At 74.9% G+C, this 12,201-nt stretch carries 14 protein-coding genes; 9 read left to right on the top strand and 5 right to left on the bottom strand.

What is annotated here, in order from left to right; all coding sequences use genetic code 11:
* Positions 1-60: 60 nt before the first annotated feature.
* The 4 genes from JE024_RS05470 to JE024_RS05455 all read left to right on the top strand — a co-directional run bounded on the left by JE024_RS05470 (position 61) and on the right by JE024_RS05455 (position 2,540).
* Positions 61-513, top strand: a complete 453-nt coding sequence (locus JE024_RS05470; RefSeq protein ID WP_244882601.1) for a DUF6336 family protein — start codon at positions 61-63, stop codon at positions 511-513.
* A gap of 111 nt (positions 514-624) precedes the next feature.
* The gene (locus JE024_RS05465) at positions 625-1,269 is read left to right on the top strand and encodes a gamma carbonic anhydrase family protein (protein WP_205372494.1); all 645 of its coding nucleotides are present in this window, start codon (positions 625-627) and stop codon (positions 1,267-1,269) included.
* 150 nt (positions 1,270-1,419) lie between these two features.
* Positions 1,420-2,067: an SMI1/KNR4 family protein gene (locus JE024_RS05460; RefSeq protein WP_205372493.1), complete on the top strand. Its 648-nt coding sequence runs from the start codon at positions 1,420-1,422 to the stop codon at positions 2,065-2,067.
* 140 nt (positions 2,068-2,207) lie between these two features.
* Entirely contained in the window at positions 2,208-2,540 is a 333-nt protein-coding gene (locus JE024_RS05455; protein ID WP_205372492.1) for a glyoxalase superfamily protein, read from the top strand.
* Positions 2,541-2,576: 36 nt separating this feature from the next.
* Here the strand turns inward: JE024_RS05455 and JE024_RS05450 are convergent, their stop codons facing one another.
* Positions 2,577-3,092, bottom strand: coding sequence for an HAD domain-containing protein (locus JE024_RS05450; protein ID WP_205372491.1), 516 nt, complete (start codon positions 3,090-3,092; stop codon positions 2,577-2,579).
* 57 nt (positions 3,093-3,149) lie between these two features.
* A complete protein-coding gene (locus JE024_RS05445) occupies positions 3,150-4,346 on the bottom strand; it encodes a hypothetical protein (protein ID WP_244882600.1) in 1,197 nt (398 codons plus the stop codon).
* 262 nt (positions 4,347-4,608) lie between these two features.
* On the opposite strand from JE024_RS05445, the gene JE024_RS05440 reads away from it, so the two are divergent.
* Positions 4,609-5,151, top strand: coding sequence for a GNAT family N-acetyltransferase (locus JE024_RS05440; protein ID WP_205372490.1), 543 nt, complete (start codon positions 4,609-4,611; stop codon positions 5,149-5,151).
* Between the two features lie 211 nt (positions 5,152-5,362).
* Here the strand turns inward: JE024_RS05440 and JE024_RS05435 are convergent, their stop codons facing one another.
* Together JE024_RS05435 and JE024_RS05430 are read right to left on the bottom strand one after the other, a co-directional pair.
* A complete protein-coding gene (locus tag JE024_RS05435; RefSeq protein ID WP_205372489.1) occupies positions 5,363-6,256 on the bottom strand; it encodes an ABC transporter permease subunit in 894 nt (297 codons plus the stop codon).
* A complete protein-coding gene (locus JE024_RS05430) occupies positions 6,253-7,164 on the bottom strand; it encodes an ABC transporter ATP-binding protein (protein WP_205372488.1) in 912 nt (303 codons plus the stop codon). The genes JE024_RS05435 and JE024_RS05430 overlap by 4 nt, the downstream gene beginning before the upstream one ends.
* Before the next feature lie 132 nt (positions 7,165-7,296).
* On the opposite strand from JE024_RS05430, the gene JE024_RS05425 reads away from it, so the two are divergent.
* The 3 genes from JE024_RS05425 (at position 7,297) to JE024_RS05415 (ending at position 10,405) form a co-directional block, all read left to right on the top strand.
* Positions 7,297-8,784: a sensor histidine kinase gene (locus JE024_RS05425; protein ID WP_205372487.1), complete on the top strand. Its 1,488-nt coding sequence runs from the start codon at positions 7,297-7,299 to the stop codon at positions 8,782-8,784.
* Positions 8,781-9,458, top strand: coding sequence for a response regulator (locus tag JE024_RS05420; RefSeq protein WP_205372486.1), 678 nt, complete (start codon positions 8,781-8,783; stop codon positions 9,456-9,458). Before JE024_RS05425 ends, JE024_RS05420 begins: the two co-directional genes overlap by 4 nt.
* Positions 9,459-9,574: 116 nt before the next feature.
* Positions 9,575-10,405 carry an SAM-dependent methyltransferase gene (locus tag JE024_RS05415; protein ID WP_205372485.1) on the top strand — a complete coding sequence of 277 codons (831 nt, stop codon included), beginning with the start codon at positions 9,575-9,577 and terminating at the stop codon, positions 10,403-10,405.
* Positions 10,406-10,673: 268 nt separating this feature from the next.
* On the opposite strand, the gene JE024_RS05410 is transcribed toward JE024_RS05415, so the two are convergent.
* Positions 10,674-11,126: an Lrp/AsnC family transcriptional regulator gene (locus JE024_RS05410; protein ID WP_205372484.1), complete on the bottom strand. Its 453-nt coding sequence runs from the start codon at positions 11,124-11,126 to the stop codon at positions 10,674-10,676.
* Between the two features lie 100 nt (positions 11,127-11,226).
* On the opposite strand from JE024_RS05410, the gene JE024_RS05405 reads away from it, so the two are divergent.
* Positions 11,227-12,183 (top strand): SMP-30/gluconolactonase/LRE family protein, encoded by a 957-nt coding sequence (locus tag JE024_RS05405; protein ID WP_205372483.1) that lies wholly within the window; start codon positions 11,227-11,229, stop codon positions 12,181-12,183.
* Positions 12,184-12,201: the final 18 nt, after the last annotated feature.

Genomic DNA, 12,201 nt, shown 5'->3' with positions numbered 1-12,201 from the left:
GCCCCGCGTGAGGGGAGCCCCTCCACGGGAGGCCCGGCCGGCTGCGATACCGTGCCGGGCATGCCCGCAGCCCGACCACCGGTCCCTCCCCGGCCGGTGGCACCGCACCCCACCGACGCCGACGGGGTCCGCCTGCCCCGTCTGCGGGTGCGCGACGTCGTCCTGCGCGGTGCCGCCCACGGAACCGCCGCCGTGCTCGTACTGGCCGCGGGCATGCTGCTCGTCACCGGCCACCACGACCGCGAGACCTTCCTCGCCGTGGTCGCCGGCTTCGCCATGGTCGGGGCCGCGGTCTGCCTCCTCTTCGGTGCGCTCCTCTGGGCCGTCTCCGGCCGCGATGTCCGGCGCTGGCGCGACTGGCGCACCATCACCGGGCAGGGCGGGGCCGTCACGATCATGGGCCCGGCGCTGGTGCGCACGGGCATGCTCGCCCTGGTGCTGTTCCCCGGTGCCCTCGGCCTCTACGAACTGGTCGACGCGGCGGCCTACGACAGCTTCCTGTACGGCGAATAGGGCCGCGTCGGCCCGCCCTCGTCCCGTACCGCCGCCGCCGCGCCGACCGGGCGGAACGCGATGTCCGAAACCCGCCAGCGAGCCCGTGGGCCACCGGGCGAGCATGGGCCCATGACCACAGCAGCGCAGGGCATCCGTATCCGGCACCGCGGGCGGGAACCGCAGGTCCATCCCAGCGCCTGTGTCGCCCCGACGGCCACCCTCGTGGGCGATGTCCGCGTGGGCCCGCGAGCGCGGGTGATGTACGGCGCGGTGCTCGACGCCGAGGGGTCCCGCGTCGAGATCGGGGAAGCGGCGTCGATCTGCGAGAACGCCGTGCTGCGCGCCTCCGCCGTCGCCGGTGACCAGCCGGTGGTCGTCGGCGACCACACCTTCGTCGGACCGCACGCCACCCTGCTCGGCTGCCGGGTCGGCAGGTGCGTCTACGTGGCGACGGCGGCGACGGTCCTCCAGGAAGCGCGGCTGGGCGACGGCTCGGTCGTCGCCGTCGGCGCCCTCGTCCACGCGCGGACCGTCCTGCCGGACGAGTTCTTCGTGCCGCCGCACACCGTGGCGCTCCACACGCCGGTGCGGCTGCTCGCCGCCGGCGACCCCGGCCTCGCCGAGGCCGTCGCCCGAGTGGGCTTCGCGCAGGTGGCCTTCGGCGTCGACGCCGGAGGGACCGACCGGATCAGCCGGTACGAGCGCGTCGCGGAGGTGCGGGCCGCCGAGTTCGCCGCGCACGCGGACGACGAGGTGCTGGAACCCGGCCCGTGAGGAACGCGGTTGCGCCGCCGGCGCCCCGTCTGCGAGGTTCATGACCTCGGACGCTTCCAGGGCTGCCGAGCGTCCGAAGGGGGCGCCGCGACGACGGCGGTATGCGGTCGTGCGTCCGCGGCCGGCGAGCCCTGCACAGGGGAGGACCACATGTGGACGGGAGTGCGTGAGCGGGTGCTCGCGCTGCGGGACGCGCCCCACTGGCGCAAGGTCTTCGGCGCGGACCGCACGGGCCACGGCTTCGAGCTGCTCCCCGCCCTCACCCCGGACGAACTCGCCGCCGCCGAGGCGCACCTCGGCGTCACCCTGCCGCACGAGTACCGCACCTTCCTGCTGGAGGTCGGCGCCGGGGGAGCGGGCCCCGACTACGGCCTGTTCCCGATCCGCCCCCCGGCACCCGGCGCACCACCCGCGGACCGGCAGGCCGCCCGCCCCTTCCGCCCCGAACTCACGGCCCTGGTCGACGCACACGCCCTCGACGAGCCCCGGCCTGCCGGCCATCCCGACGACGAGGCGTTCCGCGCCGCCCACGCCGCCTGGCGGACCCGCGAGGACGCCCTGGACGACGCCCTCGTCGACGGCACCCTCCACATCGGAGACCGCGGCTGCGCCTACTACTCCGTCCTGGTGGTGGGCGGCCCGCACAGCGGCACGGTGTGGGAGGACGTCCGCGCCGTCGGCGAAGGCGTCGTCCCGCAGCGTCTCGCCTCCACCGAGGGGTACTTGTCCTTCGCCGAGTGGTACCACCACTGGCTGACCTGGGCGGAACGCACTGCCCGGGGCGAGAGCGCGCGGTAGCGCGCGAGGTCCGGGCTCCGGCGGGAGGGCCGCACGGTGCCCCGGGCCGGCGGGCACAGGGGAGGACGCCCTCATCGGGCTCCACCCGTCGCGCAGGCCGCCGACGGGGACGGCATCCGGCGCTCTGCGACGATGGCTCCATGGACGAAGAGGTCATCCCCATTCTTCGCGTGGCGGACGCCGCGGCGGCGGTCGCCTGGTACGAACGCCTGGGCTTCACCCCGCAGTGGGAACACCGCTTCGAGCCGGGACTCCCCGCGTTCGTCGAGGTCGCCCGGGGCGGCCTGCGCCTGTTCCTGTCGGAGCACACGGGAGACGCCCGCCCCGACACGCTGGTCTACCTCCGCGTCCGGGATGTCGAGGCCGTCGCCGCCGCGTTCGGCGTCCCGGTGGAGAACGCTCCGTGGGCGCGCGAGATCGAACTGCGCGACCCGGACGGCAATCGCCTCCGGATCGGCACACCGACGGGCTGAACACGGATCCCGCGCGGGCGCGCGCACCCCTCGGCGTCAGCGCTCCCGCGGCGAGCGGTCGTCGAGCCAGGCGGCGATCGTCGCGTAGTCCCCGTCGGTGAGGCCCCGCCGGGGATCGACCCGGTGGAGGTGGGCGGCGCCCGGGTGGTGGGACGTCACCCAGGCGCGGTCCGCCGGGGTGATCTCGTCGTCGGCCCAGACGAACGGGCGCCCGGCCGCATGGGCGACGACGGCCCGGGTCTTGGCGTGCAGCGCCGTGTTCCGGTCCGGCGCGTCCGGCCAGTCCAGGACCGGGAGGCGGGGCAGGCCGAGGAGGGGCGCGAGGCAGTCGTTGGCGTCGTCCATCCAGGTCGTGGCCCACACCAGATCGCACCCGAGACCGGCCAGGCGGGCACCGTGCCGGGGATCGAGCCTGGACAACAGCGGGTTCCCGCCGGGATCGGCGCCGGGGTGCCGAAAGCGCGGGTACTCCTCCGGCTCACCGCCGAACGGCAGGAGCGGGCCGTCCACATCGAGGAAGAGCAGCGGGCGCCGCTTGGGGGGACTGGTCACGACGGCACTCTAGGGGGCGGGTGGTGCGCAAGGGCTGCCGGTACGACCGCACGGCGCTCACCGCTCCGTGAGGTCCTCGTCGACGACGAAGCAGGTGTAGGTGCCGGTCACGGTCGTCGAGGTCTGGCCCTGGGCAACCTGGAGGCCCTGCACGGCCGAGCCGGCGTAGGCGAGGGTCTTGCCGGGGAGACGGCTCTCGCGGAGGAGGCTGTCCGGGGCCTCGGCGAAGGCGGTGTCGCACTTCTTCTTCGCGAACCAGTCCGGGTCCTTGTCCGTCTTCTTGCCGGGGATCGTCTCGTCCAGCACGACCTGGGCGACGACGAGGATGTCGTGGGGCGCCGAGCAGTCCACGGTGCGCACGACCATCCGCGAGGCCACTCCGGTGTTGTGGTCCGCGCAGCGGCCCGGGTCCAGGGCGTCGAGGGAGGCCACCGTCTTCTCCGCGTCCTCGACGCCTTCGGCGGGCACGCCGTTGTCGACCGGTTCGCCGAATTCGCTGAGGGTGTAGGAGGCCCGGAGGCCGGTGACCTCCTTCAGGATCCCGTCCTCGTGCAGGATGTCCAGCAGCGGCCGCAGGTCGGCGGTGACCTCGCTGAGGCGGCCCTCCGCGTCCAGCCGGACCGTCATCGGGACCTGCTCGTCGCCCCAGCTGTCGCCGGGGCCGACCTTGACGGACGAGGGCAGCAGTCCGGCGGCGTTCTCGGGGAGGGCCGTGACCTCGTAGACACGGCTGCCGTCCTTCTCGCGGCGCGGCTCCTCCCGGGGGACCGAGCGGGGCACGAGGTCCGCGAGGGTGCCCGACCACGGTGCCACCTCGCCAGCGGCGTGGACGGAGAGCTCCTCGGCCCCGTCGCCCAGCACGGTGAACGCGGCCGGTGAGTAGCGCAGCCAACTGGAGTCGTCGCGCCGGACGTAGACGTCGTCGCCGGCGGTGGCGACGGCGACGCGTGCGGCCTCCCCGATGTATCCCGCGTCCTTCTCGGGGAAGTCCGCGGGGATGTGCAGTTCGTGTGTGGCGCTGGAGGTCCGGGCGGCGTAGTCCTGCGTCCCGGAAGCCCTCTCGACGGTCTTCGCCCCGGACGTCGCGTAGGTCAGCGTCGCCAGGAAGCGCGAGGTGCCCGCCTCCCGGGTGGCCGCCGTCGCCGCGTGGAACTGCTGGGCGAGCGGCACTCCGTACACGGCCTCGCCCGGCGCCTCCTCGGTGCCCGAGCCGCACGCGGCGGTGCCCAGGAGCACCGGCAGGAGTGCCAGCACGGCTCTTCTACGACCTGCGGTCTTCGCGTTCCCCACCCTTTGTGCATGCACGATGGGGATATCGTGCACGGCGCCCGAGAGCTCGGCCAGCACGAACGGATCACGATCGGCGCAGGTCGGAGGGGCTGCTCCGGTGCGGGAGCGGGCAATCGGGGCGGCACGGCCAGGCGGCGTCGCCGAGAGGGGCGGACGCCGCCGACGGGACGGGCGGCCTCGTCGAAATCGACTGCGCGTCACGGCCGCCGCTGCGTAGTCTGCGCCGATGATCAGTGCAGGACTTACGGACCGGGCCGGGCGGCACATCGCCCTGTGCGAGGTGGACGACGAGAACTGGCGGGCCGTCGCCGACGTGGCCCCGCTCGACGAGCAGCGCGCGTTCGCGCCCGCGCTCGCGGCCCGCTATCTGCTGTTGTCGTCGCGCGAGGGCGTGTGGCACTCGCTCGCCGTGACCGCCGGCGGCACGGTGGTCGGCCATGTGATGTGGGCGCGCGACGAGGACGACGGCTCCCACTGGATCGGCGGCATGCTGATCGACGGCCCCGAGCAGGGCGCGGGCGTCGGGCGGGCGGCCGTGCGGACGCTGATGGCCTGGCTGGCCGGACGCGAGGACTGCCACGTGCTGCGCCTGTCGTACGAGCCCGGCAACACGGCCGCCGGGAAGCTCTACACGTCCCTGGGCTTCCGCCCCACGGCCGCGTCCGAGGGCGACGAGGTGGTCGTGGAGCTACCGGCCGGGGCGGTGGACGGGGCGGTGAGCGGGGCGGCGGACGCGACGGGGAGCGTGGCCGGATCGCCGACCGGTTGACCGGACGAGGGGGCCGGTGCGGGCCGGCAGGCCGGGGGCGACAGGCCGGCCGGCCGCCCGGACGAGGGCTGACGCTTCGACGGGCCGCCCGGACGAGGGCCCACGCGCCCACGGGCCGCCCGGACGAGGCCCACGCGCCGACGGGCCGCCCGGCCGGCGCGCCCCCGGCGAACGGGCACCCCGGCCGGGAGCGTCGCACCGCCGTGGCCCGCTACACGTCCCGGCGGTCCGTCATGACCACCGCCACCGCCACGGCCACCAGCGCCCACACCCCGAAGACCGTCCACGCCTCGGTGAGCGACACCGGGTACTTCTGCGGGGCGTGGTCCCGGGCCGGGTTCTCCACCAGGGCGTTCCACGCGTTGAACGGCATCGCGTTGCCGATCTCCTTGACCCACCGGTACGTCTCGCCGAGGAACAGCGTCGGCAGCAGCACCAGCACACCGACCACCGCCGCGACCGAGCCCGCCGCGTGACGGATCACGGCGCCCAGCGCCAGGCCCACCAGCGCGCACAGCGGGGCCAGCAGGGCCGACGCGGCGACCGCGCGCAGGGCGCCCGGCGAGGTGACGGACAGTCCGTCGTGGTCCCGCAGGATCCACTGGGTGACCCCGAACGAGACGGCCGTCACCACCGTGCCGAGCGCCAGCGTCACGGCCGCCAGGACCGACGCCTTGGCCGCGACCACCGCCCGCCGGTCCGGGACCGCGGCGAAGGTGGTGCGGATCTGGCCGGTGGTGTATTCGCCGAAGACGGCCATCGCGCCGAGGCTGCCCGCGATCACCATCAGGATCTGCCACGCCGGGGTGGTGAACGCGCTCGTCAGCGGGTCGAAGAGGAACTCCGGCCGTGCCCCCTGCTCCAGGCCCGGCGGCGGCTCGGGCATGTCGGCCAGCCAACGCGCGTTCGAAAGGGCCGAGTTCACGTTGATCCCGCTGACCAGTGCCGCACCGGCCCACAGCACCCAGTGGGTCGAACGCAGCGACCACAGGGCGATCCACTCGGCGGCCAGCAGATGACGGAAGCGCGCCCGGGGTTCCGCGGTGGGCGGGGTGTCCGGGCGGGGGCGGGCGGCCGGGGCCCGGCCCGTGGCGGGTGCGCTCATCGTCGGTCTCCCGAGCCGTATTCGACGCTGTCGGCGGTCAGTTCCATGAACGCCTCCTCCAAGGAGGAGGCCTGCGGGGTCAGTTCGTGCAGCATCAGCCGGTGCCGGTGGGCGAGCGCGCCGACCCGGTCCGCGGCCAGGCCGGTCACCGTGCAGGAGCCGTCCGCCTCGGTGCGCAGCTCTCCGCCCTCCGCCGTCAGCACGGCGGCCAGCGCGGCGGTGTCGGGCGTCCGGACGGTCACCGTCCGCCGGGTGCCCCGCGCCGAGAAGGCCGCCAGGCTCTCCGCCGCGATGAGTTCGCCCCGGCCGATGACGACCAGTTCCTCGGCCGTGTGCTCCATCTCGCGCATCAGATGGCTCGACACCAGCACCGTGCGGCCCTCGGCCGCCAGCCGGGCGAAGAGGCCGCGCACCCAGAGCACGCCCTCCGGGTCGAGGCCGTTCAGCGGCTCGTCGAAGAGCAGCACGGGCGGGTCGCCGAGCAGGGCCGCGGCGATGCCGAGCCGCTGCTTCATCCCGAGCGAGAAGCCGCCGATCCGCCGGCGGGCCGCGTCGGTCAGCCCGACCTCCTCCAGCACCTGGGCGACCCGGCGGCCGCCGAGCCCGTTGCCGTGCGCCAGGGCCGACAGATGGGCCCGGGCGCTGCGCCCGCCGTGCACGTCGTGGGCGTCCAGCAGCGCGCCCACGTGGCGCAGCCCCCGGGGGCGGTCGCGGAACGGCCGGCCGTCGACGGTGACCGTCCCGGCGGAGGGGGTGTGCAGGCCGAGGATCAGGCGCAGGGTGGTGGACTTTCCGGCGCCGTTGGGGCCCAGGAAGCCGGTGACCCGGCCCGGGCGGACCGTGAGGCTCAGACCGTTCACGGCGGTCTTCGCCCCATATCTCTTGGTCAGTTCGTGGATGTCGATCACACCGCCCACCGTGCCGGTGGCGCGGACCGCCGCGCATCGGCCCGCCGGTCACGGCGCCGCCGGGCGAGGTGGCCCCGGGGTGTACGCCCCCGGGCCGATGTCCGCCGGCCCCGGGCTCCCTAGGATCGCCCCATGACCGCCCCGCAGCCGGGTCGCCGGACCGTGAGGGCCTGGTGGCGCCGGGTACCCGTATCCGCTGTCCGCCCGGCCCGCCCGGGTGCGGCGGCGACGCGTTCGGACGAGGACGGCGGTGCCGTGGGCGCCCGCCACGGCGGGGCCGGCACCGAGAGCACCCCGGCCCGGCCGCCCCGCAGGCTTCCCGGTGCCGCCCGGACCGTGGCGGCCTGGTGCGCCGCCCTCGCCTACCCCGTACTGCTCCACACCGCCGTGCTGAACGAGGGCGAGCCGACCGGCACGCGGCTCGCGCTGCCCGCCCTCCTCGCGGTGCTGCCGGTCGCCCTGCTGCGCCGACGGCCGCTGGTGACACTGGCCCTGGTGCTCGCGGGCACCTTCGCGGCCACGGTGACCGCGGCGTCGGTGCTCGCCGCGGGGGCCGGATTCGCGGACCCCGGGTACGCCGGCCCCGGACACACCGGGCCCGGGCACACGGGCCCGCCCGGGGCCCGGCAGCTCGGAGCGGAGGGCAACGCCTGGCAGATCGCCGCGCTCCAGGCGGTGGTGATCGACGCAGCGCTCGTGTACCTCGCCGCCACGCGGAGGGCGCGGACGGTGGTGGCCGCCGCGTGCGCGGCCCTCACCGTCCAGGTGGGGGCGGCGAGTTACCACCGGTCCGGGTCGGACCGGTTCGTCTCCGCCGTGCTGATGTTCGTCCTCGCCGTGGCCATCGCCTGGCTGGCCGGCCTGATGATCCGCGAACGGCGCGAGCACGCCCGCACGGTCGGCGAGCAGGCCGCGCGGCAGGCCGTCACCGAGGAACGTCTGCGCATCGCGAGGGAGTTGCACGACATGGTCGCGCACAGCATCGGTGTGATCGCCATCCAGGCGGGCGTCGGCCGCCGGGTCGTCGACACCCGGCCCGCCGCCGCCCGGGACGCGCTCGCCGCCATCGAGTCCACCTCGCGCGAGACCCTCGCCGGGCTGCGGCGCATGCTCGGCGGTCTGCGGCGGGCCGACCCGGACGAGAGCCCCCGGGACCCGGCGCCGGGGCTGGGCGACCTCGAACGGCTGCTCGCCGGCTTCCGGGAGGCGGGCCTGGAGGTCGCCGTCCGCTGGCGCGGGGAGCGGCGCGCCCTGCCGCCCGACGTGGAGCTCTCCGCCTACCGCATCGTGCAGGAGGCCGTCACCAACGTGGTCCGCCACGCGGGCACCCGGCGGTGCGACCTCGTCGTCGACTACGGAACGGACCGCCTGGCGGTGGAGATCACCGACGACGGCCCCCGGGACGCGCCCGGCCGCCCGGACGCCCCCGCCCGGACCGGCCCGCACGGCACGCGGGGTCCCGACGGCAGGCGGGAGGCGCTCCCGGCGGGGAGCGGGTACGGGATCACCGGCATGCGCGAGCGCGCCGCCCTGCTGGACGGCCGGCTGACGGCCGGCCCCCGCCCCGAGGGCGGCTTCCGGGTCGCCGCCTGGCTGCCGCTGCCGGAGGGCGCCCGATGACCGCGGCGCCCGGGGTGCGCGTGCTCCTCGTCGACGACCAGCCGCTGGTCCGCGCCGGACTGCGGGTCCTCGTCGACACCACCGGCGACCTGGTGTGCGTGGGGGAGGCCGGCGACGGCGACGAGGCGGTCCGGCTGGCGGCCGAAGTACGCCCGGACGTGGTGGTGATGGACATCCGGATGCCCGGCACGGACGGCATCGAGGCCACCCGGCGCATCACCGGCGGCCCCGGTGGCGCGCGCGTCCTCGTCCTGACCACCTTCGACGACGACGAGTACGTCTACGGCTCCCTGCGCGCCGGAGCCGCCGGATTCCTCGTCAAGGACATGGACCTGGACGCCATCCTGACCGCGATCCGGGTGGTCGCCGCCGGGGACGGCCTGATCGCGCCCGCCGTGACCCGCCGCCTGATCGCGGAGTTCGCCGCCCGCCCCGAGGGACCGCGGGCCGGGAGCGGCGCGGGCGGCGGCGAGGGGATCACCGAGCGGGAACGCGAGGTGCTCACGCTCGTCGGCCGCGGCCTGTCCAACGCCGAGATCGCGGCGGCCCTGTTCATCAGCCCGGCCACCGCCAAGGCCCATGTGGGCCGCCTGTTCACCAAGCTCTCCGCCCGTGACCGCGTCCACCTCGTCATCACCGCCTACGAGTGGGGCCTGGTGACGCCCTCGCGGTGAGACGGCCGACCTCCGCACGCGGTGGGCCCGTTGGTTGCCCGTCGAGCCGCCTGCTGCGAGGATCATGCCCGGCCGACGCGACGGTGTCGTGCCGTCGCACACGAGGAGCGTGAACCATGACCGGGACCGAGGCCCCGCGCGACGCGTTAGCCGCGTCGGGACGGATCGACACCAGCAAGCCCCACCCGGCGCGGGTGTACGACTGGTACCTCGGCGGCAAGGACAACTATCCGGTCGACGAGGCGCTCGCGCGGCAGATCATGAGCCTCGACGGCACCGCACAGCACGTCGCCCGGACCAACCGCTGGTTCATGCAGCGCGTCACCCGCTGGCTCGCCCGCGAGGCGGGCGTCCGGCAGTACCTGGACATCGGCACGGGCATACCCACCGAGCCCAACCTGCACCAGATCGCCCAGTCCGTCGCCCCCGAGGCCCGGGTCGTGTACACCGACAACGACCCGATCGTGCTCACCCACGCCGAGGCGCTGCTGCGCAGCACACCGGAAGGCGCCACCGACTACGTCCAGGCCGATGTGCGCGACCCGGCCCGCATCCTCGAACAGGCCCGCAAGACGGTCGACTTCGACCGGCCGCTCGCGCTCTCCCTGGTCGCGCTCACCCACTTCCTCGGCGACGACGACCGCCCCTACGAGCTGGTGTCCGCCCTCGTGGACGCGCTGCCCCCGGGCAGCTACCTGGTGCTGTCCCAGCTCACGGCCGACCTCGACCCGGCGGCGGTGATGCGCGGTGTCCAGATGTACGCCGCGTCGGGCGTCACCCTCGCCCCGAGGACGCACGCCGAGGTGGCGCGGTTCTTCGACGGGCTGGAGGTCGTCGAGCCGGGAGTCGTCACCCTGACCGAGTGGCACCCGGAACTCGGCGTCAACGAGACCGTCGCCCCCGACGCGGTGATCTCCCTCTACGGCGCGGTGGCCCGCAAGCCGTAGCCCGCCGCGCGACGGCCCGGGGCCCGGTCGCCCCCGGCCCCGTCCGGCGCGACGCCGCCCGCACCCCGCCCGGCCCTGCCGGCGGGGCGGGTGCGGCTGCACCGGGCGGCGGCCGAGGCGATCACCCGGCGCGCGGAGGCCACCCCGTTCGTGCTCCCCGGGCCGCTGGACGTCGAGAACGCTCTCTTCGGGCCCTGCATGACCGATCTGGCCGCCCTCGTGCCCGGCGTGGGGAGCGGCGCACCGGGAGCACCCGGGGGTGGCCGCGTCAGGCCCCGCCCGGCTCCAGTGGTGAGACGGGCCGTTCGAAGAAGGTCTCCAGCACCACCGTCGCCTGCGTCCCGCTGACCCCCTCGATCGCGTAGATCCGGCGCAGCACGTCCTGGAGCTGCTCGGTCGTCGCCGTCCTGACCTTGACCAGGACGGAGGCGCTGCCCGCGATGACATGCGCCTCCAGGATCTCGGGGAGGGCGGCGAAGCCGGCCGCCGAATCGCCCATCCACGCGGTGGAGTCGACCATGACGTAGGCCAGGACGCCGCTGCCCACCGCCGCCGGGTCCACGTCGACGGTGGTGCGCCGGATCGCCCCGCGTTCACGCATCTTCCGGACCCGCTCGTGGGCCGCCCCGGCGGACAGGCCCACCGCCTCGCCGAGCGCCGCGTACGACAGGGTGGCGTCCTCCTGAAGCTGCGCCAGCAAGGTGCGGTCGATGTGATCCACGACTCTCCGTTCGGTAATGACTTGCGTCGACCATATCTCATCTCGCAATCTTCGATCCGTACCGAAGGTGATTCGGTGACGCTCGGATGGGGAGACCGGCATGGCCCGTGAACGGCACGCACTGTACGAGAAGTTCGACGACCGCTTCCGCACCGGCAGGTGCATGAACGGCGACGACGCGGCCGAGGTCCTGTTCACCGGCTGCCGCTGGGCCGAGGGGCCGGTCTACGTCCCCGCCTGGCGGCAGGTCGTCTGGAGCGACATCCCCAACGACCGGATGCTGCGCTGGGACGAGGAGACCGGAGCCGTCTCCGTCTTCCGGCGCGACGCCGGCCACACCAACGGCAACACCCTCGACCGGGAGGGCCGGCTGATCACCTGCGAGCAGGGCAACCGCCGGGTCACCCGCACCGAGCACGACGGCTCGCTGACGGTGCTGGCCGACCGCTGGCAGGGCAGGCGGCTGAACAGCCCCAACGACGCCACCGTGCGGTCCGACGGCTCCATCTGGTTCTCCGACCCCGACTTCGGCATCACCAGCGACTACGAGGGCCACCGTGCCGAGAGCGAGATCGGGGCCGGCAACGTCTACCGGACCGACCCCGCCACCGGTGACGTGCGCCTGGTCGCCGACTGCTTCGGCGCACCGAACGGCCTGGTCTTCTCGCCCGACGAGAAGCGGCTGCTCGTCTCCGACACGAGGGCGAACGTGATCCGCGTCTTCGACGTCCACGACGAGGGCACCATCTCGGACGGCGAGGTCTTCGCCGACGCCACCAGCCGGGAAGGGGCCCGCTTCGACAACCTCCGCTTCGACGACGAGGGCCGGCTCTGGGTGGCCGCCATGGACGACGGCGTCCACTGCTACGACCCCGACGGCACGCTCATCGGCCGGCTGGACATCCCCGAGCGCGTCGCCAACATCACCTGGGGCGGCGTCAAGCGCAACCGCCTCTTCGTCACCGCCGAGACCAGCCTCTACTCGATCGTCATGGGCGTCACCGGCACCCACCCCACGGGACCGGGCCGCAGGCGGGTGCCGTACGCGGGCGAGTAGGAGGGGGAGCAGGAGGGC

The organism is Streptomyces zhihengii (assembly GCF_016919245.1).
Taxonomy (GTDB): domain Bacteria; phylum Actinomycetota; class Actinomycetes; order Streptomycetales; family Streptomycetaceae; genus Streptomyces; species Streptomyces zhihengii.
This window is presented reverse-complemented; position numbering and strand designations above follow the sequence as displayed.

What these genes read in the sequence shown, in the direction of transcription:
- JE024_RS05420 (WP_205372486.1), top strand. Translation starts at nt 8,781, where the DNA reads ATGACCGCGGCGCCCGGGGTGCGCGTGCTCCTCGTCGACGACCAGCCG.
- JE024_RS05415 (WP_205372485.1), top strand. Translation starts at nt 9,575, where the DNA reads ATGACCGGGACCGAGGCCCCGCGCGACGCGTTAGCCGCGTCGGGACGG.
- JE024_RS05405 (WP_205372483.1), top strand. Translation starts at nt 11,227, where the DNA reads ATGGCCCGTGAACGGCACGCACTGTACGAGAAGTTCGACGACCGCTTC.
- JE024_RS05440 (WP_205372490.1), top strand. Translation starts at nt 4,609, where the DNA reads ATGATCAGTGCAGGACTTACGGACCGGGCCGGGCGGCACATCGCCCTG.
- JE024_RS05470 (WP_244882601.1), top strand. Translation starts at nt 61, where the DNA reads ATGCCCGCAGCCCGACCACCGGTCCCTCCCCGGCCGGTGGCACCGCAC.
- JE024_RS05465 (WP_205372494.1), top strand. Translation starts at nt 625, where the DNA reads ATGACCACAGCAGCGCAGGGCATCCGTATCCGGCACCGCGGGCGGGAA.
- JE024_RS05460 (WP_205372493.1), top strand. Translation starts at nt 1,420, where the DNA reads ATGTGGACGGGAGTGCGTGAGCGGGTGCTCGCGCTGCGGGACGCGCCC.
- JE024_RS05425 (WP_205372487.1), top strand. Translation starts at nt 7,297, where the DNA reads ATGACCGCCCCGCAGCCGGGTCGCCGGACCGTGAGGGCCTGGTGGCGC.
- JE024_RS05455 (WP_205372492.1), top strand. Translation starts at nt 2,208, where the DNA reads ATGGACGAAGAGGTCATCCCCATTCTTCGCGTGGCGGACGCCGCGGCG.
- JE024_RS05435 (WP_205372489.1), bottom strand. Translation starts at nt 6,256, where the DNA reads ATGAGCGCACCCGCCACGGGCCGGGCCCCGGCCGCCCGCCCCCGCCCG.